The organism is Legionella donaldsonii (genome assembly GCF_900452385.1).
In the GTDB taxonomy this organism is placed as follows: Bacteria; Pseudomonadota; Gammaproteobacteria; order Legionellales; family Legionellaceae; genus Tatlockia; species Tatlockia donaldsonii.
Genome location: NZ_UGOA01000001.1, coordinates 427,542 through 449,127, shown reverse-complemented (window position 1 = coordinate 449,127; position 21,586 = coordinate 427,542). Strand labels below are relative to the sequence as shown.

Here is a 21,586-nt window from a genome sequence, read left to right as displayed (position 1 = left end):
TCAAAATTTCACGGTATAGTCTTCGCGTGCCTTAATTTGATCATCAGGCAATGACCAATAGTCAAATACTTTATCCAATTTATCACGGAAAAAACTAACTACCATGGATTCAAAAAAGGATTTTTTCTTCGCGTAATAACGTTCAATACTATCGTTATAAGCTTGCTTGGAATAGGCCAGTTTATTTTCAGTATTGACGATTTCTTCTTGCAATTGCAAAACGTTCGAACTTGCCTTCAGGTCAGGATATTGCTCAAACACCACATTCAAGCCAGATGCAATTTGCGAAATCCCGTTTTCTGCCGCCATCCGGGCTTTTTCATCGCCAGCAGCCTTGGCTGCCTGCGCTTGATTACGTAACGCCACGACATCCTTCAAAGTGGTTTTCTCGTAATCCATGTATTTTTTTACTGATTCAATTAAGGATTCAAATACCTTGAAGCGCCTATCTAATTGAATATCAATTTGGCGTTTATTGTTATTAATCGCCTCAATTAAGCCAATTAAGCTATTAAAAATGCCTATCGCCCAGAAGACGAGTAACACAATGATGACTAAAATCGCTATGAGAAAGGTACTCATTGCTCTATCCTTTTGGTTTATCTCCAATAAGTTATAGCTCTAAAGTAAGGGAAAAAGCAAACTCTTAAACAAGAGTCGCTCAAGGTTTATAAAAGTCCAGCTTGTGCCAGAGATTATAAAAATGATGTACCGGCCCATGTCCCAAGCCAATTTGCTCATTTTTCGCGGCGTCTATTGCCTTAAACACATAGTCTTTAGCTATTTTACACGCTTCCTTTAACTCAATACCTAAAGCCAGGCACGCACTGATAGCAGCAGATAAGGTACATCCCGTTCCATGTGTATTGTTTGAATTAATTCTGGTTCCCTCTAGCCAGCAAAACTCCCCATTTTGGTTAAGAAGCAGATCATTCGAGTGGGATGCGGATAAATGCCCGCCCTTTAATAAGACATTTTGCGGGGCCAGTTTAATCAGCTTTCGCGCTAGCTCCAGCATGGTGTCACTCGCAGCATTCGTCTCACCAGTTAATGCCCAAGCCTCGGGTAAATTCGGTGTAATGATTGTTGCAAGCGGAATAAGCACTGATCTCATGGTATCCAGGGCATCAGGTAATAGCAGCCGATCGCCGCTTTTAGCGACAAGTACGGGATCAAGGACAATCGGGATTCCTGCTGCGTAGCGCCTGAGGAAATGGGCTACTAACTCAATAATATCTCGTTTAAAAAGCATACCGATTTTAATACTGTCTGGGCGGATATCTTCAAAAATAGTATGCAATTGATCATCAATAGCCTGTAAAGGCAGCTCATAACAAGCTTTAACCCCACGGGTATTTTGTACCGGCAACGCGGTTAGCACTGTCATACCATAACAGCCAAAAGCAGAAAAAGTTTTCAAATCGGCTTGAATACCCGCCCCACCGGAACCATCGAAACCTGCTATAGACAGGGTTTTATAGCGCATTGTCATTTTTCTATCTCAGTTAATCGAATTGAACGAGTCAACTATCTCAGAACCTGCAATCCACTCACCGAATAATTCCCAATCGGGTTTATATAATTTATCAATAAATACTTGTCGAAAAGCGCCTGGTCCTTGTGTTTTATGCTGGGTTAGTTGTCCACATAAACCAAAATAAGCAGTCGCCAGTAGAGCAGCCTGGTACATGCTTAAGCCAATTGCCGCAAAGGCAGCGATTACAGCAGTCAGCGTGCAACCCATACCCGTCACCAAAGGCATCAGTGGTGAACCAAAGGGTAAATTGATTGCCTGTCTGCCATCGGTTATAAAATCAACCGGGCCACTCACTACAACAATTTTTGATGGTGAAACAGCCAGTTGTTGCGCAGCATTCATTGCCTGATTCACACTACGGGCCGATTCAACGCCTTTCGTATCACCTGCTTCATCGCTTAAAGCCAGAATCTCGCTGGCATTGCCGCGAATGATATCGACATGAGGGAGAAGCGATTTTGCCGCAGTGGTGCGTAAACGACTTGCGCCAGCACCAACGGGATCCAGCACAACAGGCTTGCTTTGTGACTTGGCTATTTTTGCCGCCTCTAAAGCGCGTTCATAAAAAGCGTGATCGAGGGTACCTAAGTTGATGTTAACGACTTGACTGATCGTAATCAGCTCTTCTATTTCATCCATCGCCTGACTCATCAAGGGTGCCGCCCCCGAGGCCAATAAGCTGTTAGCCATAAATTCCATAGTAACAAAATTGGTTAAACATAAAACCAAAGGCTTCGTTTGACGGAGGCTAACTAACGCCTCTTCCAAATCCTTCAACAGATTCATCATGTTTCACTTCCCTCCATTAATTGACGTAGCGTTGCTGCCATAAGCGCAGGGTTTTCCGCCTTATGCAGAGCACCAATTACCGCAATCCCCTTCGCTCCCGCTGCCATGACTTCCTTGACATTGTGTTGATCAATACCGCCAATACCGATCATTGGATGAGTCGAGCGCAAACTTAAACGGTGCAGCCCATCCAAGCCCCAGGTTGTACGAATATTCTTTTTATGCTGAGTAGGGAAAACTGCACTGGCGGCCACATAATCCACAACAGACTGATTGGCTCGCTGCAAATCATCCTCCGTTTCTATTGATAAACCGAGCAATTTATCCGGCCCCAAACGCTGTCTGGCAAGTTGTGGTGAACCATCCGTCTGTCCCAAATGCAGACCCTGTGCATCGACGGCTAAAGCCAGTTCAAGATCATCATTGATGATCAGCGGAATATGGTGGTGATCTAAAAGACTCTTAAGTTCAGAAGCGAATGCTAATAGAAAAGCTGGGGAAGCATTTTTTTCGCGAAGTTGTACAGAACTAACGCCTGCACTGACACATTGTTCAATAAAGAGCAAATACTCCGCTAAAGGACAAGACCCGCGATGGGTGACCAACATAAGTTTGTAAAATGGAGCAGCCATAACATCCTTCTATTCATACAACAGAGGATGTGACGTCAAAGATAAGCCTGCTTAAAAGGCCATTAAATAAGAAAAATATCTCTAACCATCACACTCCCTCCGCAGGTATTAACCAGAGCAGGTTTTAAGGGTTTTTCTCAGCCTTGCAACACGAATCGCTGCAAAGCACCCCCGGTGATAAAAACGACCCTTAATTTAGTTGAAGCGAAAAAACTTGTCAACCTGCGTGCAATTTTGTGCAGAATTAGTAGTTATTTGTCTTGGGGAACTAAGCATCAAAGTTCTCTTATTGTAATGAAATTACAACTCTTTTATGATTAGGAAGACTATATTCATAAGAAATGGATCTTCTATGTTAAAAAAAATCATTGGATTGACCGCCTTTTCTTGCTCAGTTATAACGTCAGCCTATGCTGAGCCGGCGTCTACTCCAGCTACGGCACCTTCTAATTCCCAAGCCTCTGGTGCACCGCCTACCAGCTACATGCCCGTTATCATGCAAGAACCTTTTCAGACAGTTATGAAGCGCATGTCTGCTGCAAAAGACGCGATTAATAAAAAACAGCAGGATTTGCTTAACCAGCGTTATGATTTAACCAACAACCCGTCGCAAAATGCGAAAATGTCAAATGGGAAACCCATTCAGGAAGGTGTACGCGTTAAGCTACCTCAAGGAACAACCTGGGATCAACTCGCTAAAATGACGCCCGAGCAAATTAAGGAAGAAGGGTTATATCCTCAAGGTTTCTTGCCTCTGCCGCACCCCAACCATCCTGAAGGGGGTATGCTTTTTCCAAAATTTGCTATCGATGAAATCAACAAGCAGGAACACCGCGATCTGACTCGCTTTGATCTGGATTTTGATATTCCCGACCATTTTTTACCACCCTTTCCTGCCCCAATCTTTTTGACAACACGTCCGGATCTTGGCGATGTATCACAAGGAAAGCTGGTAACTATCAATAATTATTTTGAATTATTTAACGGCATCCTTAACCCTAAACAATTGGAAGGTCTACGGTTGTTGGTAACCCCTTTCCCACAACAACAATTTAACCAAACCGATGATCGGCGCACCATAGAACCCAGCCGTGGTGTTGCTTGTCTTGATTGCCATGCCAATGGCCATACCAACAAGGCAACTCACCTGGTTGGAGACATTCGCCCACAAGAGTTTCGTCATCGTATTAATACCCCGACTTTGCGTGGTGTAAATATTCAGCGGCTCTTTGGCTCACAGCGCGCCTTAAAAACAATCGAAGACTTTACTGAATTCGAACAACGTGCTGCTTATTTTGATGGCGACCCGGTCATTGCGACCAAAAAGGGAATCAATATTCTTGAGCGTGGCAGCCAGGTCCACTTCATGGCTGAGTTTCAGGAAATATTGGATTTTCCGCCTGCTCCCAAACTGAGTTGGGATGGGAAACTGGATCCAGCTAAAGCAACGCCAGCAGAATTGCGCGGCCAGGAACTTTTCTTTGGTAAAGCAAGATGTGCCACTTGCCACACCCCTCCTTATTACACCGACAACACCATGCATAACCTGCATACGGAACGTTTCTTTAATCCACAAACCATCAATGGGCTCAGAGCAGTAGGTGATGGACCGATTAAAACCTTTCCTTTACGCGGTATAAAGGATTCTCCACCTTACCTGCATGATGGTCGTCTGTTGACTTTGGCTGATACGGTCGAATTCTTTAATTTGGTTCTGCAATTACAATTAAATACTCAGGAAAAAGCGGATCTGACTGAGTTTATGAAAGCCCTTTAATGACCTACCTGCCGTGCTATAGGCACGGCATCTAAAAGTGCTGTTCAAAATAAATCGGTCGAGCCCTCAGAGACTGAGGCTTGGTATAAAATTAGCGATCACATGCCGGTGACTGTTCTGATCTGTTTTTTATTGCTAAAGTAATCTGGTTTTCAATAATGCTGATTAACGCACTTAAAATTGGTTTATCAATTTTTCACAGGGATTAAGTGGATCATGAAAAGATATCAACTCCTATTAGTAGACGATTCCAAGCCAGCCCAGGAAGCGTTTAAGGCCATTTTAGAAGACTTTCACTGTGACGTCATTGTAGCTGAGTCAGGTGAAGAAGCCCTGGAAGAATGCAACCTGATGCATTTTGATCTTATCGTGATGGACTTAAGCTTGCCCAGACATAATGGATTTGAGGTTACAGAGCTAATTAAAACCACCAGCCTGCTTAATAAAAAGACTCCCGTTGTCGCTTTGAGTGTGCATAGTGAAGCGCAATTTGCCAGACAAATTCAAAAAGCCAACATCTCCGGTTTCATCTCTAAACCATTTACCCGCAGAGAAGCGACAGAATTAATGAATAGACTTGAACAGGGTTTCTGAACTCAAATGCATTTGATCATCTGCAAAAACATCGGGTGTGCATCTATTTGAAGCGTTTATATTTCAATTAAAGAAGCGAGGGTGAGACCAGCCAGAACTACTGAGTCAATCTCCCCCTCTGTACTGGAAATTATCGTCCTATGAGCCATAGGTTATTATTTCCAGTTACTGGTGGAGCGTATCCTCCGCTAACATATTGCTGCCAGGTTTCGGCAGGTTGAAGACAAATATTACATCGAACCATGTGCCATCCAGTTCCTGAAAATCCTTCTTGCACGGTACAAGATGCACATGCAGCTTGGCTTGTGCCCGCTACTGCAATCATCGATGTAGCGAATACTAACCCAGCTATTGTGGATTTAATCTTCATAATAAATCTCCTTATACTACGCTGCATCATTATGATGCAGAATCCCACGGGTTAATTATAGACCAGGTTAAAAGCGACGATAGCAAAAATATTGTTTAACAATATAAATATGTTGCTTTAAATACAATATTTATTGAAAAGGAATAAATTAAAAGCATGGTATCAGCCAGAATAACAGAGAACTTCTCATGAAAAAATACAACTACCCAAGCACTTACCACCTATTCTTTACTATAGAAAACAGGTGCCCTTGGGGAAACGCGGCCGGTTATTTTAGCCCTTCAATAATGGACTGCCCAATATAAATAGCCGGGTTAGGAAGACTGCCCAACATGGTTTAGAAAAATTTTGTTTTTTTCTGTGGGCACGGGTCCTCTTCATCTTCTGATGAAGATTCCTTTCTGACATAACTTTTCCCGAAAACACCCTTTAGGGCTAATGAATTTGGGTAGCCTGGAGTAACTTCAGTGTCTACTTCTTCCTTGCCGGAGGAAGACGTGAACCGATGTTCTTTCTCATCATCGAGTTCGGTTGTAAGCCTATCGACAGCATGCCTCAGAAGTTGTTCAGGCTTGGGTAGCGTATCTTTAGAGAATTTTTTTACGGCCTCTGTATAGCCGTATAACATTAATTGCGCCCGGTGATCGGGTTCAATGTTATCCCCCATTACTAAAATCGCAGCGTCTTTATCATGCCTATTACTTGAATTATCTGTACTTGTTACTATAACTGCATCAATGACAACAGGTTTGTCGCTGTCATTCAGGTTAAGTTGCGCTCTTACTTCTGGCGAAGCAAGCAAGTACTGTGTTGCCAGTGGTGTATAACTTTCCTGATGACAGAGTGCTCTTAGCAATTGATGTCGGTGGTGATGTGTTTCTTTTATTTGGCCATTCGTATCGATCGTTTCACTCAGTACTCGCTGCGCAGCCGATCGCAATTGACAGTAGGTCACAAACTGATTCGATTGATGGGGTTCAAAATCCGAATCACTCTCTTGCGCTCCACTTAATCGTCCAAGTCCTTTCAAACAGGCCCTTACTATTTTTTGATATTTCTCCTCGTTAAGCTTATTTTTTAACAGCTCAAGAATCAAGGAATAACGGGCTTTATCATTCAACCCTTCACTCACAAATAAAGAATCAACGAGTTCATCAGCAACACTCCAATAGAAATGGACTAATTGTTTTGGTAATTTGGAATTAGCACTATCTATCTCTGGGTATGCGGTTTTCATCTGCATTAACAACCTGATAATCTCAGCGGTATCCTCTTGCTGAGAGGCAGCCAGTAAAGGCTGTACATACCTCTGTTGCAACAATTGATTACGAGCTAACAAACGATCTATCTGAGGCCGCAGTTTTGTATCAAGCTCGAATTTGGTCAAATAGATATTATCTTCTAATGCTTCAACCAAGGCTTCCTCGGTCTGGTCGCTAATAGAGTTACCCTCAAGACCCAGTGCAGTTAGACTCGTGTTAGCCCTGATTACGGTGACAAATGGTAATATATTTTCATTCCCCAGTAGCAAGTCACTCAGTAATACGGCGGTTAATGAGCCATTTTCCATGAGTACTTCGGCTATCCTGGCACCAAGCTCCCCCTGATTATCCTGGCTAGTATAAATTTCATTCGAAGACAGGTCGATTGTAGTCAAAGTACGATTAATTTTTAGCGCCTCAAACAGAGCTAAAACCCCTTGATAATCGATTGCATTTGCAAAAAGGTTAAGTACTTTCAGCGTATTATTCTTTTTTAATACCTTTGCCAAAACGGAAGCCCCGGCACTGGTTATTTCATTTTCGGAAAGATTAATCTCCGTCAGAGAAGCATTATTCTCCAAGGCCTGGGCTGAAGCGGCAATTACATCATCTGTAATGTCGTTATTATTAAGAATAAGAATAAGTGGTTTTGGAAATCGCCTTGTCGCCAGCTTCGATAACAAAAAGGTTGCATTTCCACCCATTTCGCTATCCCCCAACTCAAGAAAAACCAAATTAGGATGGCTATTTACCGCCTCAGCCAACGTGGCTAACACAAAACCATCATTAAAATTGTTACCTCCGAGGGCAAGCTTGACCAGACCGGTATTCCTTTTTAAGCTCTTGACTAGCAGGAAGGTCCCTACGCTAGTGAATTTATTACCATAAAGCTCCAGATCAGTTACGGTCGTATTCGATTTCAGGAATTTGCCAATGAGATCCGCGCCAAAAGAGTCAAGCCCATCACTAAAAAAAGAAAGGCAAAGGCCAGGTCCTTTTGCTTCCTCTAATGATTTCTTGATTCGTTCGATGCTGCCTTGCTCGGATGGCATAATTATCTCTTAAACTGTATAAAATTTGCATCTTAGGATAGGCGATTGTTAGGATCAAGAAATTTTTGCCCTTTTCGCTTCAATGACGATATTCTATTTAGATTTCTTCTTCGCTTTATCCAACAAAGGCTTTAAGAATTGGCCGGTATAAGAATGCTTACACTTCGCAACCATTTCCGGTGTACCGGTTGCGATGATTTGCCCGCCTTTATGCCCCCCTTCAGGGCCAAGATCAATCAACCAGTCGGCTGTCTTTATCACATCAAGATTGTGCTCAATGATGACAATGGTATTGCCCTGCTCACGCAAACGGAATAAAACAGCAAGCAGTTGTTTGATATCGTGAAAATGTAACCCTGTCGTGGGCTCATCGAGAATATAGAGTGTACTGCCGGTATCCCGTTTTGATAATTCGCGAGCCAGTTTGATACGCTGCGCCTCCCCTCCTGACAGGGTAGTAGCACTTTGTCCCAAGCGGATATAAGACAAACCGACATCAATTAACGTTTGGCATTTTCTGGCTAGCACCGGTACCGCATCAAAAAAGACACGCGCATCCTCTACGGTCATATCCAGAATTTCGTGAATATTTTTACCTTTATACTGAATTTCTAACGTTTCCCGATTATAACGTTTGCCCTTGCACACATCGCAAGCTACGTAAATATCAGGCAGAAAATGCATCTCTACTTTGATCAACCCATCACCCTGACACGCTTCGCAACGCCCGCCACGGACGTTAAAACTAAAGCGGCCGGGCTGATAACCGCGCGCTCTTGCCTCTGGTGTCCCTGAAAATAACTCACGAATCGGTGTAAACAGGCCGGTGTAAGTCGCTGGATTAGAACGTGGTGTGCGGCCAATGGGGCTTTGATCAATATCAATCACTTTGTCACAAAGCTCCAAACCCTTAATATCGCGAAGCGCCCCCGGCGTTAAAAGGCTTGCCCGATTTAATCGATTCGCAGCGATGGGATAGAGTGTGTCATTAATTAAACTGGATTTACCGGAACCAGAAACCCCTGTTACACAAGTAATCAATCCCAAAGGAATACTAACGCTAATATCACTTAAATTATTGCAAGTCACTCCGGTTAAATGAATCATCTTTTTTTCATCAACAGCAACCCGCTCCTTGGGAACAACAATTTCTTGTTTGCCGGACAGGTATTGTCCAGTCAAGGAGGACGGCTTGGCCATGACTTCTTCCGGAGTACCGCTGGCAACTATTTTCCCGCCATGCACGCCCGCTCCAGGACCAATATCCAGAACATAATCGGCGGACCGAATCGCATCTTCATCATGTTCTACCACGATGACGGTATTACCGAGATTACGCAAGTGAAAGAGAGTCTGCAGCAACCGCTCATTATCACGTTGATGCAAACCAATAGAGGGTTCATCAAGGATATACATAACGCCTACCAGGCCAGAACCAATCTGGCTGGCGAGACGAATTCGTTGCGCTTCACCGCCGGACAACGTTTCCGCACTGCGAGTAAGGGATAAATAATCCAGACCTACGTTAACGAGGAAACCCAGACGTTCGACAATTTCCTTATTAATTTTGGCTGCAATCTCACCTCGATAGCCCGTTAATTGCAAATTTTTAAAAAATTCATGCGCTTTTTCGATCGAATAAGCAGTGATTTCAGGTAAATTTTTATCAGCAACAAATACATGGCGCGCCTCTTCTCTTAATCGGGTTCCATGACAGGTCATACAAGGACGCGAAGAGAGGTATTTGGCTAATTCTTCCCGAATCATCGCTGAATCTGATTCCCGATAACGACGCTGCATATTAGGAATAATTCCTTCAAAAACATGCTTTTTGACCATATAGCCGCCATGAGGACGCTGATAACGAAACTCAATTTCATCTTGCCCGCTGCCATAGAGCACCGTTTGCCGTATCTTCTCTGGTAAATCACAAAAGGGGCGTTCTATATCAAATTTGTAGTGCTTAGCCAGTGACTCCAACATTGGGTAATAATAAGTGGTTTTCTTATCCCAACCACGGATAGCCCCATCTGCCAGGCTGGCAGTCTGATCATGTACTACCCGCTCCGGATCAAAGAATTGATCAACACCCAGGCCATCACAGGAAGGACAGGCTCCCATCGGATTGTTAAAGGAAAAAAGTCGCGGCTCTAATTCACTCAAACTATAGCCACATTCCGGACAGGCAAATTTTGATGAAAAAACGATCTCATCAAACTCACCCTCCATCGATGCCACGATCACCAAGCCATCAGCCAGATTAAGTGCATTCTCAAACGACTCACTCAAGCGCTGCGCCAAATCATTCCTCACCTTGAAGCGATCCACCACCACGTCAATACTGTGTTTTTGCCTCAAAGCCAATTTGGGCGGATCATCGAGCTCACACAGCTCACCATCGATACGGGCACGAACATAGCCTTGAGCCTGCAATTGCTGCAATAACTGCACATGCTCGCCTTTGCGCTCTCTTACCACTGGCGCAAGAATCATCACCTTAGAGTCTTCTGGCATGGTTAAAACCTGATCCACCATCTGACTGATTGTCTGCGCGTGCAAACTAACATGATGAGTCGGGCAACGCGGCTCACCTACGCGCGCATAAAGTAAGCGCAAATAATCATAAATTTCCGTAATGGTTCCCACTGTTGAGCGAGGATTATGAGACGTTGCTTTCTGCTCGATTGAAATAGCTGGTGATAAACCTTCGATGGAGTCAACCTCCGGTTTTTCCATCATTGATAAAAATTGCCGCGCATAAGCCGAAAGTGATTCGACATAACGACGCTGACCTTCCGCATACAAGGTATCAAAAGCCAATGACGATTTGCCAGACCCAGAAAGGCCGGTAATGACAGTTAATTGATTACGCGGTAAATCCACATCAATATTTTTTAGATTATGTGTTTTAGCACCGCGAATAATAATGGAGTTGGATTGCATTGGACTCTTGGTTTTAACCACAAAAAGAAGCAAATTATACTCTGCTATACTCATTAAACAAATAGACGTTTGTGAAGAAGTCTAATGATTGTTTTATGTATTATTTGCTAAGCACAGTATAAGGATGATCATGAAAGGCAATCGACTAGCACGCATGCTCTTGATAGGGTTTCTGGTTTTTCCTCCTCTCAATTACGCGGCTAATATCGATGTATCAACCTGGACTCAGAAAGTCCTTCTTGCCACATTAACTATCGATTACAACATAAAACTACCTGATGACATGGCCGAGGTACGAAAAAATTACTCGCCTAATGCCTGGGAAGGCTTACAAGCCTTTCTTGGTGACAAAATTAATATAGTACGTCAACAGAAACTAAGTTTGCATCCTGTGCCTGTCGGGCCACCCATGATCGTTACCTCCGGTGTCAATTCCGGGATTATCTTTTGGCGGATTAATCAGGTGATTAGCGTTCCAGAATTAAATGCAGTCATTGAATTTTCCGTGATTGTGAGTCTGGCGGATCCTTATTTAATTCAAACTGTGTCGATGATAAAGGGAAAAGTATAAGAATAGAGAACGGCATTGTTCACCTCTAAAAAGCAAAAAGGCATGAGACAATACCCCTCGCAATACCTAATCGCGGCAAAATGTCATCAATCTCATGGTTCCATGTCTGAGAAATAAGGCAACAGTCCTCCTTCCCAGAATTTTTTATTTTCTTCAACTGCATTATTAATCGCAGGCACAAGAAATTTTGCAAAATGCGTTTCAGGGAAATATTTGACATAATTGGCGGCGATATAAAATCGATCTGTCTCCGAAGTTGCTGATAACAAGCTTTTCCTGATATCAGCACTCTCTCTCGTGGAAAAAAAACCATTTAGATTGAAACGACCAGAAAATCCGTAAAGCCTGGATGATTTATAGCCCTCATATTGATCAATTACCTGTTGAATATCGTCTCTGGTGAGTTTAGGCATACAGTCTTGATTCGTGTATAAAGACTCCCGTATATCTCGAGCTCGTGGATCAGCCACGCTCCGAACAGAGGATTTCAGGCCATGTTTATGAATTTCTTTTCCTGATGATGATATTCCTGGTGAGGCCAATAAATGATCAGGATAATAATCCACACGCAGGCGGCTTTGCTCAGATTTGGGCTCAGCCCGTAACGTCTGCAGAAAAGCTTGAGCGACTGGTAGGGCTTTGTTGATGTAATCACAAAAAAATAATTTCAATCTTAAAACTTTTGCCTCATCAAGCAATCCATCAGCAATCATGCGCCTGGCAATCTCTTGGACACTAATCGTGTTTTTTCCATCTGTAACGTTATAATTGGCCTGCGATGTTCCATGCAAAGAAATGTAGATCTTTGCATTTGAAGGAATATTGCTTAATTTATCACCATGATAAAGAACGATCACGTCTTTGTGATTTATTCTTTCATTATGAAGCCAACGATCTTTAGCTGCTCTCTCTTCTTCAGACAGCTCGCTTTCCTTAAAAGGAAAATACATATAATAAGACATATCGATCGCTAAGAAGAGGAATGTTCATAGATTATATGACAATTTATTGACCACATCAATTAAATGATGAACACCCGAGCTGAATATCTAAACAACCTTGTTTTCATTGGGTGAGTGATGATCAGCAACGTTCTCTCGTTCATTTGAAAGTTTCTATTTTCATGAATCGCTGTTCAACTGTTTTAAGATCGCAAGAGAGGTTTTTATAAGGAACCAAAAGAATTTACAAATCGACAAACCTGTTCCGTTAATCGCTTTAAATGGAGGCCACGCCCTGGCATGTCTGGAACTAGCACCATTCGGTAATTTGAAATTGAAATGAGGGGGTGCTTTAATGAGGAACAAAAAGGATTTACCAATCGAGAACCCTGTTCAATGAATGGCTTTAAATTGAGGCCCCACATTATGACATTTCTTATACAAAATTTAACATTCTAAGGAAATGAAGCATTATGTTATATAAAAAAATTATGGTAGCTACTGATGGCAGTGACCTATCAAATCATGTACTGCAAGAAGCAATTCAATTGGCAACAGACCAAAAAGCACATTTACGGATCGCCTATGTGGTTGATGAAGGATTTGTCTACCATGGAGGACCAGGCTTTGATTATTCTCTGATTCTTAAAGCATTTAAGGATGAGGGACAAAAGATTTTAGATAAGACTGCTGCCCTTGTTTCCAAACAATCCTCCATCAAATTCGACACTACCCTTATTGAATTAAATCCATTTCAGGGCCGTGTTAGTGAGGTCATTGTTGAGAAAGCAAAAGAATGGCCTGCTGATTTACTGGTCATAGGCACTCATGGTCGACGAGGTTTGAGTCATTTATTTTTAGGCAGCGTAGCTGAACAGATCATTCGAACTGCAACAATGCCCGTGCTACTCATTAGAGGGCAATCCACTTAAAAAGTAAGAACATCAAGTTCTGTCTTGTTTAATGAACCCGTAAGCAAAAATGTTCTAATGTTTTTGCTTCAGCACTTTCAGGATTATTTTTAGCTCTATTTTTTAACGTATTCATTTTTGATGTGCTATCACCAAAATACAGGGAGAGTCTTTGAAAAAAGGAGGCGCCATTTCGCGAATAACCATGTTGAATAAGTAAGCCATTTTTGGACATCACTGATTGGGCTATTTTGTTGTTAAGTAAAGCTATTTCAGATTTGTTCGCTGGATTTGATAAGAGCTGCCCTAAAATATGGCTGACTATATCGAAAGGCAGTTTGTTTTGTTTTACTAAAGACAACATTGGCAATAAGGCTCTTGCAAAAGCGGATTCACCATTATGTGACAATTGAAGTCGACCGTTTTGCTCAAAAGGTTGCAAACTTTTCAGCAAACAATCGCGTTCAATAATGGTTTTGTTGGTAAATAAATTATTCTTACCGACATTGATAGAAGTTACTGTTGCAGGAATTGCTTTTAAAAGGAGTACCAATTCGGCTGGAGTGAATTTGTCTAACCCATTATCACTCAAATCCAGTGAAGTTATTGTTCCAGGAATCGCTCCCAAAATCTGGATTAATTCATCAACAGATTTCTCACCCAAATTACTCTGGCTCAGATTAAGGGCGATTACGCCTTTAGGAATCGCAGCCAAGGCCTGGCTTAATTCACCACTGGATTTGAGATTAAATCCATTGCCACGTAAATCAAGGGAAGTCACACCCGGAGGAATTGCTGCCAGGATTTGCGCCAATTCCGTACCGGATTTCTGGTTAAGGCCATTCCCACCTAACTTGAGGGAAATCACCTGTGGGGGAATTGCAGCCAACACTTGAACCAACTCCGCAGCAGATTTTAAGTAAAGACCATTTCCACTTAAATCAAGAGAAACCACACTCGCAGGAACTGCTGCCAAGGCTTGGACCAATTCTGGCACGGATTTATAGTGAAGGCCATTCTCACTTAAATTAAGAAAAGTCACATTCGCGGGAATTGCTGCCAAGGCTTGGCTTAATTCAACACCGGATTTGAAATGAAGGGCATTCCCCGTCAAATTAAGGGAAGTGACGCCCTTAGAGATAGCCGCCAAACCTTCAGCTAATTCAGCACCGGATTTGAAGTGAAAATTATTCCAGCTTAAATTAAGACAAGTTACGCTTGCAGGAATTGCTGCCAGACACTCAGCCAATTCAGCGCCAGATTTAAGATTAAGGCGGTTACGACTCAAATCAAGAGCAGTAACATTTGCAGGAATCGCAGCCAAGACCTTGGCTAATTCAGCACCGGATTTGAGATTAAGTGAATTTTTGCCCAAGCTAAGGGAGGTTACATGGCGAGGAATCGCTGCAAAGGCCTCCGCCAATTCAACATCAGATTTTTTGCCAAGCTCATTTTCGCTTAAATCAAGAAAAGTCACACTCGCAGGAATCGCTGCAAAGATCTTGGCCAACTCAGTCCCGGATTTCAGATGAAAGCCATTATCACTCAAATCAAGACGAGTTACGCTGACCGGGATGGCTGCCAGGATTTGCACCAACTCATCAACACTGTAGTGGTAAAGGAAATTTTTGCTCAAATTAAGGAAGGTCACGCTCTGGGGGATTGATGCCAATAGGCAAGCCAATTTAGCACTAGCCAGGTGATGAAGACGATTATTTCTCAAATTAAGAGAACTTAAGCTCCGAGGAAGCTTTGCCAAAAGACGAGTCAATTTAGTACCAGGTTTGAGGCCAAGAAAATTGTCGCTCAAATTAAGGGAAGATACGCCATAAGGGATTTCTGCGAACTCTTTAACTATTTCAGCAATGGTTTTACTACCAAGATTTCTTATCGCATAATGCACGTTAAAGCTCCTTCCGCTGTGATTAGACCTACTATTATGAGCGCAGGGAAAACAGATGGAACATGTGTTAAAAGCCAAGGACGTAGAAATGCACCCTGCGGTGCCTCACGTCGATCTTTTTAAAAATATCTTTTTTAAACTCCAGGATAGTAATACGGACACAACCTGACCTTGACATGTTCCCAGCCTCCTATCAGACCCGGGAACATGTAGCCATAGGCATTGATACCTAAATGCAGGTACCTGGTTACAAAAAGAGAACTATTGCCTTCGATCGAAACGATCCAGGTTCATCACTTTGGTCCAAGCGGCAATGAAATCCTCAACAAATTTTTTCTTTGCATCCGCGCTGGCATAGACTTCGGCCAAGGCTCTGAGCTGCGAATTTGAACCAAAAATGAGATCAACCCGAGTAGCAGTCCACTTAAGTTCGCCAGTGACCAGATCACGCCCTTCAAATACGTCAGTGTCTTTTGAAGCAGGCTTCCATCTTGTCCCCATGTCGAGCAGATTCACAAAAAAATCATTAGTCAGTACCTGCGGTTGTTTAGTAAAAACACCATGTGGCGAGGATCCGACATTCGCATTAAGAACTCTTAATCCAGCGATTAACACCGCCATTTCAGGTGCAGTGACTGTGAGTAATTGTGCTCGATCCACCAACAGCTCTTCAGCCGACGCAGTAAATCGTGTCTTTTGATAGTTGCGGAAGCCGTCTGCGACTGGTTCCATGGCAACAAAAGACTCTACATCCGTTTGTTCCTGTGATGCATCCATACGACCTGGTGAAAAGGGAACCGTCACCTCATGGCCTGCTCTTTTTGCCGCTTGCTCGACACCAGCACAACCACCAAGAACGATGATGTCAGCGAGTGACACTTTTTTCCCACCCGACTGAGCGCTGTTGAATTCTGACTGAATACTCTCCAGGATTGTGAGTACTTTCGCAAGCTGCGCAGGCTGATTAACTTCCCAATCTTTTTGCGGCGCAAGACGAATACGAGCTCCATTAGCGCCCCCGCGCTTGTCAGAACCTCGAAATGTGGATGCGGATGCCCAAGCTGTTGCGACCAGTTCCGAAACACTTAGACCGGAAGCAAGAATCTTTCCCTTAAGAGAGACAATATCTTTTTCATCAATCAGCTTGTGATTCACTGGAGGAATCGGATCCTGCCATATAAAATTTTCACTTGGAACATCAGTACCAAGATAACGTGCACGCGGCCCCATATCTCGGTGCGTCAATTTGAACCATGCTCGGGCAAAAGCCTCTGCAAACTCCTCTGGATTCTCGAAGAAGTGCCGTGAAATCTTTTCATAAACAGGATCGAAGCGTAAAGCGAGATCAGTCGTTAGCATCGTTGGCGCATGGTGTTTATTCGGATCATGGGCATCAGGAATAGTCCCTGACCCTGCGCCATCTTTCGCAACCCATTGATGGGCACCCGCAGGACTTTTCGTCAGTTCCCACTCATAACCAAACAAGTTTTCAAAAAAATTGTTACTCCATTGTGTCGGTGTTTTAGTCCAGGTCACTTCGAGGCCGCTGCTAATGGTATCGCCTCCTTTGCCAGTTCCAAAGCTGCAGCTCCAACCAAGGCCTTGCTCTTCAATACCGGCTCCCTCTGGTTCTGGCCCTACAAATTTTGCTTCACCTGCACCATGCGTTTTGCCGAAGCTGTGGCCGCCCGCAATCAGTGCAACGGTTTCCTGATCGTTCATCGCCATACGAGCGAATGTCTCACGTATATCCCGCGCGGCAGCAAGTGGATCTGGGTTACCATTTGGCCCCTCTGGATTCACGTATATTAGGCCCATTTGAACAGCAGCGAGTGGATTTTGAAGAATACGGTCGCCAGAATAACGTTTATCACCCAACCAGGTAGTCTCAAGCCCCCAATAAATATCTTCATCTGGTTCCCAAATATCCTTACGGCCGCCACCAAACCCCAATGTTTTGAATCCCATTGATTCCAGTGCGACATTACCAGTAAGAATTATCAGATCAGCCCAGGAAATTTTTCGGCCATATTTTTGCTTGATTGGCCACAGTAACCTGCGTGCTTTATCGAGATTAACATTGTCTGGCCAGCTATTCAGTGGTGCAAACCGCTGACTGCCACTGCCTGCACCACCACGGCCGTCCCCGATACGATAGGTTCCCGCACTATGCCATGCCATACGAATAAAAAAAGGTCCGTAGTGGCCAAAATCAGCCGGCCACCAGGGTTGTGAGTCCGTCATCAGTCCCTGAAGGTCTTGCTTGACGGCTTCCAGATCGAGACTTTTGAATTCTTCCGCGTAATTATAATCTTCACCCATTGGATTAGACACAGATGGGTGTTGATGCAAAATATTGAGTTTAAGCTGATTTGGCCACCAATCACGGCTTGAAGTTCCCCCTCCCGCAGTGTAATGAAATGGACAATTGGTTTCGGTCGACACGCCTGCTCCTTGGATAGTCATCACTTACTGCTCATGTTACGCAAAAACGATAGTTTAACCAACTAAATAAGTTTGAATTTTCGCAGACTCAACACGAAAGCTTATACTCTCACCATTGCAAGCCCTTTTTCGTTGCCTGGATCAGTAGGATTAAGGTTTGCTCTTGCTGTAATACGCCTCCATTGATCACCGCCAATCAGTCTGTTCCTGGCTTCACTCAAAAATACACGGCTATGTTCTTCGTTATCTTTTACAAGCCGCACTCTTCCTATTGCAACATTGACGCAAACATCAATATTATTGCCTAAACACCTTGGCTGCCAATTTTCCGGTAACACTGCACTTAATATACTTGTCGCTTTATAGGCCAATCCTATGCATGCCAAAGCCACTAGTGGGGATTCAGGGCCAAGAGAGCTTAAAGCCCATAGCGTGGTTGCTGCAGCCAAAAACAAACCACTTGTAAGATGATAGTCTTTATGTGAGTAGGAAATATGTCGCTTGTTTAATTCTTCATAAATAGGATTGGATATACTGGCAGAACTACTCACAGGGTTACCATAATCTCCACCATATAAACGCGCTGTGATAGCACCTTCTCCCATTGTTTGCAATTCAGTTATCATTGCTGAAGTTATCTTGGCCGCAACAACCGGCGTATCAATATGAGCGACAGCAACTCCGTGCGGAGACTCCAAAACAACGACCACACAGGTTTGTGCTCCTGGTGACACAATCTCATCAGTAGGCCCAGCTGTGCGCTTTTTTTTAACGGTATAAGTACCCATAGGAACAATTGTTGATGGCATAAAAATAAATTCTCTTAATGTTATAAAAGGATGCGATGTTATGTGCCTCTAGTGAGGCCTACTTGAAAAAGTCTGAAAAACAGGCAATTGAATGGATATTAGAACAAACAAATCCTGATCACTCCGCTCTTACTCTAGTCAAAATGAATTATTACACTTTCATTAGGCCTTAACAATAAATGCCTTAAGTTTCCATTAATATTCGAAGCATATAATTAATACAAGTAGTCCAAATATGGCTTATGAAAATGATCGATATCGATTCTACCAGAGATGAAGTCCTAGCCGCCGTAACTGAAAATGCCTTTGAACTATTTAATGCACATCCTGAAATACAAGCAGATAGAGAAATACTATTTACTGCTTTAGCGCAAAATGGCTATATCCTTCACAGTCTTCCCGAAGACCTCAAAAATGACGAAGAGATCGTGCTTGCTGCTGTTAAGCAACAAGGACTAGCACTTCAATATGCATCAGAAGATTTAAGAAAAAATGAACGCGTCGTCCTTGCCGCTCTAGCACAGAATGGAATGGCTCTCAAATTCGTTTTAGAACCGCTAAGAAGCAAGATAGAAATAGTTCTTGCTGCCGTGAGCCAGAATGGCTATGCCCTTCAGTATGTGCCAGAGTTTCAAGACAATAAATACGTTGTGACTACCGCTGTAGCCCAGCAGGGAGACGCACTCCCGTTTGCTTCCGAAGACCTCCAGAAAGACGAATACCTTGTCGAATTAGCTCAGTTTGGCGCCTTTCCTGTCCTCAATTTACTTTTGCCTTTAAAAGAAAAATTAAGGAACGAGAAAAATCCCGACCTTATTCCTGCTATGACAACGATGATTACTTCAATAGAAAAAGCCATGGTTACCTGTGGGAAAGAGTGTGCAGAGTTTGAGTTTTATCCTGAGAAATTAGAGTCTGCTCGTGAAAAATTTATAAGTTCCTTTAATTCTGCCATTGATGGAGCAAACTCAGTATTGGAGCAACAAACAGGATGGCGGAAAATCGTTGATGATTGTGCCAATCGAATCATTGATTTTTTCAAGTCTGCTACAAAAGACTTATTTTCGAAGAGGGAAGCCTCTCCTCAAGAAGCAGAGCTGCCCAAAACAGAAGCTAGCAAGAGCCGATTTAGCTTTTTTGCTAATCCGAGTCCTGTGAAAGAAGAAGTTGAGCGCCTTCAACAAACGTTCACGCCCCCAGCGGAACCACCGAAAGCCTAGGGTAATGAGTTAGTATCGTTATACTCGAAATTGACTGATTACTCATGGGTGCTACCTAATTTTAACCGTTTGTGCCCCTTTTCCACAGTAGGGGGTTGCGTAGTATGAAAAAAGAATTTCGATCGTTCTCCTTCTGAAAAAACTGTTTTTTGGGTTTCGTTGGACTCACTAATAATCATTTGCAACCACTCATTATCATTATCACTAACTTGCGCAGGGTTAGCCCCTCTTTTTAGGAGTTCTTGGGCTGCTGCGACATGTCGATGGTTACAAACAATCGCCAGTGGTGTCATTCCCGCCTGATTTTTAACATTTATTTCAGCACCCTTGGCAATTAATTGAATTATTATCTCTAAAGAGCCTGATTCGCAGGCATTATGCAACGGGGTAGAGAGATCCTCAGCTTGAACGTTCACATCGATATCAGGATGGGCAAGTAAGCGAGAAGCGATGGCTATATCCCCCTGCTCACACGCGAGGTGCAAGGGAGTTGTGCAATCATCAAACAATTGAATGTTTACTTTAATATCAGGATTGCCTAAGAGAATTTTCACACAGCCTTCGTGACTGTTTAGTACCGCTACATAGAGAGGTGAGCTGCCATCTTCCTCAGCCTGGTTATTTACATTTGCACCAGCTCGTATCAAATTAAAAACAATATTTTCATTGCCCTTTTCCGCAGCAACATATAAGGGGGATGTACCATCCTCTGCCGGTTTATCAATGTCAGCCCCAAGTGCAATGAGCTGCACACATAGATTGAGATGATTATTTTTAGCCGCAACATAAAGTGGTGTTTTCTTTTCGGGGCCTTCAAAATCAATATTGGCTCCTAAACTTAATAAATAACGGAAGCACTCCTCATGTCCATTTTGAGCCGCAAGATAAAATGCATTCATCCCTTCACAATCAGTTTGTTCTAGTCTTTCTTTCGTGGCTAAAAAATGAAGGGTTTGCAAATCATTATTTTGTGCAGCTAGCATTGTAGCACTCATACCCTCCTTGCTGACTCGAGCAGACAAAGTGCTCGAGTCAGCAGGGAATGGCGTATTTTCCTGGGCGGTGAAATGCTGTTCGAAACAGATTGTATGGACAGAAAGTGGAATATGTTTCGTATCACAATCTAATTTTGACATTAATTCTTGAACAACGTCATAAATATCTTTGCAAAGGACATGGCCTTCAGGATTATTGGGATCGTAGAAAAAATAAGTACCTGACAAATAGATGAGTCCAAAGGCATGGCTGTCAGAGTTGAGTAGCAACATCTCCCCTTGCTGAGCCTCTTTTTCTAAAAAATTTATTAATTCAGCCAACTCCCAAATTAACGATTTCACGCGCTTGCTTTTAAGATTGGGGATAGTTAACTCTTTTTTCTTATGGCGGTTAAGCTTATCGGGTTGGATGTGGTAGGCAAGATTGCCTGGTCTCTGCATGGTATCGTTAAACGCCAAAAACAATTCAAAGGCTTCATCATCGAATACAGTTGTCGTACTAATCCCATCCCACCCTGAAATATGCTCATAATTTGCATATAAATTGGTTAAATCGCGCTGCTGCGCGTGCAATAACCAGATAAGTGCTCTTCGTAGACAATCCCCATTAGAATCAATCTGGAGGGTACGCTTTTTTTGTGTGAGCCACTTATTGACTTGCTCATTAAGATGTTTCTGACTTAGATTCATCATGCTCCCATTAGCTCTCAGTAACAATTACTGGTTATCGACGAGCATTTTATCCTGAGCGGATTAAGAAAATATTAGGGAAATGACCCACGTTTAAATTGGTAGGAAGCCATTTGATATTGCTGTTTCTAATCTCTCAGATTTT

The 21,586-nt window shown here is 43.0% G+C and carries 17 protein-coding genes and 1 riboswitch; of the genes, 5 read left to right on the top strand and 12 right to left on the bottom strand.

The genetic code is table 11. The annotated features are described in order from the left end of the window. The 4 genes from DYC89_RS02145 to thiE form a co-directional block, all read right to left on the bottom strand. Nucleotides 1–582: a LemA family protein gene (locus DYC89_RS02145; RefSeq protein WP_058446875.1), complete on the bottom strand. Its 582-nt coding sequence runs from the start codon at nt 580–582 to the stop codon at nt 1–3. 79 nt (nt 583–661) lie between these two features. Beyond that, nucleotides 662–1,486: a bifunctional hydroxymethylpyrimidine kinase/phosphomethylpyrimidine kinase gene (thiD, locus tag DYC89_RS02140; RefSeq protein ID WP_115222624.1), complete on the bottom strand. Its 825-nt coding sequence runs from the start codon at nt 1,484–1,486 to the stop codon at nt 662–664. 15 nt (nt 1,487–1,501) lie between these two features. Next, nucleotides 1,502–2,326 (bottom strand): hydroxyethylthiazole kinase, encoded by an 825-nt coding sequence (gene thiM, locus DYC89_RS02135; RefSeq protein ID WP_245953931.1) that lies wholly within the window; start codon nt 2,324–2,326, stop codon nt 1,502–1,504. After that, entirely contained in the window at nt 2,323–2,958 is a 636-nt protein-coding gene (gene thiE / locus DYC89_RS02130; RefSeq protein WP_115220289.1) for a thiamine phosphate synthase, read from the bottom strand. The genes thiM and thiE overlap by 4 nt, the downstream gene beginning before the upstream one ends. 76 nt (nt 2,959–3,034) lie before the next feature. Next, nucleotides 3,035–3,141, bottom strand: a riboswitch (TPP riboswitch). A 169-nt stretch (nt 3,142–3,310) separates the two neighbouring features. Between thiE and DYC89_RS02125 the strand changes: the two genes are divergently transcribed. Then, nucleotides 3,311–4,735 carry a cytochrome B6 gene (locus DYC89_RS02125; RefSeq protein WP_115220288.1) on the top strand — a complete coding sequence of 475 codons (1,425 nt, stop codon included), beginning with the start codon at nt 3,311–3,313 and terminating at the stop codon, nt 4,733–4,735. Between the two features lie 216 nt (nt 4,736–4,951). After that, nucleotides 4,952–5,329, top strand: coding sequence for a response regulator (locus DYC89_RS02120; protein ID WP_058446867.1), 378 nt, complete (start codon nt 4,952–4,954; stop codon nt 5,327–5,329). A gap of 130 nt (nt 5,330–5,459) precedes the next feature. Here the strand turns inward: DYC89_RS02120 and DYC89_RS02115 are convergent, their stop codons facing one another. From DYC89_RS02115 to uvrA, 3 genes are all read right to left on the bottom strand, one after another. Continuing rightward, nucleotides 5,460–5,699, bottom strand: a complete 240-nt coding sequence (locus DYC89_RS02115) for a hypothetical protein (protein ID WP_058446864.1) — start codon at nt 5,697–5,699, stop codon at nt 5,460–5,462. Between the two features lie 337 nt (nt 5,700–6,036). Then, complete coding sequence (locus DYC89_RS02110) at nt 6,037–8,013, bottom strand: hypothetical protein (protein ID WP_115220287.1); 1,977 nt, start codon at nt 8,011–8,013, stop codon at nt 6,037–6,039. Between the two features lie 93 nt (nt 8,014–8,106). Then, nucleotides 8,107–10,956, bottom strand: a complete 2,850-nt coding sequence (uvrA, locus tag DYC89_RS02105; protein WP_115220286.1) for an excinuclease ABC subunit UvrA — start codon at nt 10,954–10,956, stop codon at nt 8,107–8,109. A 130-nt stretch (nt 10,957–11,086) separates the two neighbouring features. On the opposite strand from uvrA, the gene DYC89_RS02100 reads away from it, so the two are divergent. Continuing rightward, complete coding sequence (locus tag DYC89_RS02100) at nt 11,087–11,527, top strand: DotI/IcmL/TraM family protein (protein WP_115220285.1); 441 nt, start codon at nt 11,087–11,089, stop codon at nt 11,525–11,527. A gap of 92 nt (nt 11,528–11,619) precedes the next feature. Here the strand turns inward: DYC89_RS02100 and DYC89_RS02095 are convergent, their stop codons facing one another. After that, on the bottom strand, nt 11,620–12,489 hold the full coding sequence (locus DYC89_RS02095; protein WP_115220284.1) for a hypothetical protein: 870 nt from the start codon (nt 12,487–12,489) through the stop codon (nt 11,620–11,622). Nucleotides 12,490–12,941: 452 nt separating this feature from the next. On the opposite strand from DYC89_RS02095, the gene DYC89_RS02090 reads away from it, so the two are divergent. Further along, nucleotides 12,942–13,400, top strand: a complete 459-nt coding sequence (locus tag DYC89_RS02090; protein WP_115220283.1) for a universal stress protein — start codon at nt 12,942–12,944, stop codon at nt 13,398–13,400. A gap of 28 nt (nt 13,401–13,428) precedes the next feature. On the opposite strand, the gene DYC89_RS02085 is transcribed toward DYC89_RS02090, so the two are convergent. The 3 genes from DYC89_RS02085 to DYC89_RS02075 all read right to left on the bottom strand — a co-directional run bounded on the left by DYC89_RS02085 (nt 13,429) and on the right by DYC89_RS02075 (nt 18,536). After that, the gene (locus DYC89_RS02085; protein WP_115220282.1) at nt 13,429–15,282 is read right to left on the bottom strand and encodes a hypothetical protein; all 1,854 of its coding nucleotides are present in this window, start codon (nt 15,280–15,282) and stop codon (nt 13,429–13,431) included. A 261-nt stretch (nt 15,283–15,543) separates the two neighbouring features. After that, nucleotides 15,544–17,742: a catalase/peroxidase HPI gene (katG, locus tag DYC89_RS02080; protein ID WP_425451564.1), complete on the bottom strand. Its 2,199-nt coding sequence runs from the start codon at nt 17,740–17,742 to the stop codon at nt 15,544–15,546. An 86-nt stretch (nt 17,743–17,828) separates the two neighbouring features. Next, nucleotides 17,829–18,536 (bottom strand): hypothetical protein, encoded by a 708-nt coding sequence (locus DYC89_RS02075; RefSeq protein WP_115220280.1) that lies wholly within the window; start codon nt 18,534–18,536, stop codon nt 17,829–17,831. 248 nt (nt 18,537–18,784) lie between these two features. Between DYC89_RS02075 and DYC89_RS02070 the strand changes: the two genes are divergently transcribed. Continuing rightward, entirely contained in the window at nt 18,785–19,756 is a 972-nt protein-coding gene (locus DYC89_RS02070) for a DUF4116 domain-containing protein (RefSeq protein ID WP_181879301.1), read from the top strand. A 38-nt stretch (nt 19,757–19,794) separates the two neighbouring features. On the opposite strand, the gene DYC89_RS02065 is transcribed toward DYC89_RS02070, so the two are convergent. Continuing rightward, the gene (locus DYC89_RS02065; RefSeq protein WP_115220278.1) at nt 19,795–21,444 is read right to left on the bottom strand and encodes an ankyrin repeat domain-containing protein; all 1,650 of its coding nucleotides are present in this window, start codon (nt 21,442–21,444) and stop codon (nt 19,795–19,797) included. Nucleotides 21,445–21,586: the final 142 nt, after the last annotated feature.

Bases quoted from the DNA above. Each gene is read 5' to 3' on its own strand.
- DYC89_RS02145 (WP_058446875.1), bottom strand. From the start codon at position 582: ATGAGTACCTTTCTCATAGCGATTTTAGTCATCATTGTGTTACTCGTC.
- thiD (WP_115222624.1), bottom strand. From the start codon at position 1,486: ATGCGCTATAAAACCCTGTCTATAGCAGGTTTCGATGGTTCCGGTGGG.
- thiM (WP_245953931.1), bottom strand. From the start codon at position 2,326: ATGATGAATCTGTTGAAGGATTTGGAAGAGGCGTTAGTTAGCCTCCGT.
- thiE (WP_115220289.1), bottom strand. From the start codon at position 2,958: ATGGCTGCTCCATTTTACAAACTTATGTTGGTCACCCATCGCGGGTCT.
- DYC89_RS02125 (WP_115220288.1), top strand. From the start codon at position 3,311: ATGTTAAAAAAAATCATTGGATTGACCGCCTTTTCTTGCTCAGTTATA.
- DYC89_RS02120 (WP_058446867.1), top strand. From the start codon at position 4,952: ATGAAAAGATATCAACTCCTATTAGTAGACGATTCCAAGCCAGCCCAG.
- DYC89_RS02115 (WP_058446864.1), bottom strand. From the start codon at position 5,699: ATGAAGATTAAATCCACAATAGCTGGGTTAGTATTCGCTACATCGATG.
- DYC89_RS02110 (WP_115220287.1), bottom strand. From the start codon at position 8,013: ATGCCATCCGAGCAAGGCAGCATCGAACGAATCAAGAAATCATTAGAG.
- uvrA (WP_115220286.1), bottom strand. From the start codon at position 10,956: ATGCAATCCAACTCCATTATTATTCGCGGTGCTAAAACACATAATCTA.
- DYC89_RS02100 (WP_115220285.1), top strand. From the start codon at position 11,087: ATGAAAGGCAATCGACTAGCACGCATGCTCTTGATAGGGTTTCTGGTT.
- DYC89_RS02095 (WP_115220284.1), bottom strand. From the start codon at position 12,489: ATGTCTTATTATATGTATTTTCCTTTTAAGGAAAGCGAGCTGTCTGAA.
- DYC89_RS02090 (WP_115220283.1), top strand. From the start codon at position 12,942: ATGTTATATAAAAAAATTATGGTAGCTACTGATGGCAGTGACCTATCA.
- DYC89_RS02075 (WP_115220280.1), bottom strand. From the start codon at position 18,536: ATGCCATCAACAATTGTTCCTATGGGTACTTATACCGTTAAAAAAAAG.
- DYC89_RS02070 (WP_181879301.1), top strand. From the start codon at position 18,785: ATGATCGATATCGATTCTACCAGAGATGAAGTCCTAGCCGCCGTAACT.
- DYC89_RS02065 (WP_115220278.1), bottom strand. From the start codon at position 21,444: ATGATGAATCTAAGTCAGAAACATCTTAATGAGCAAGTCAATAAGTGG.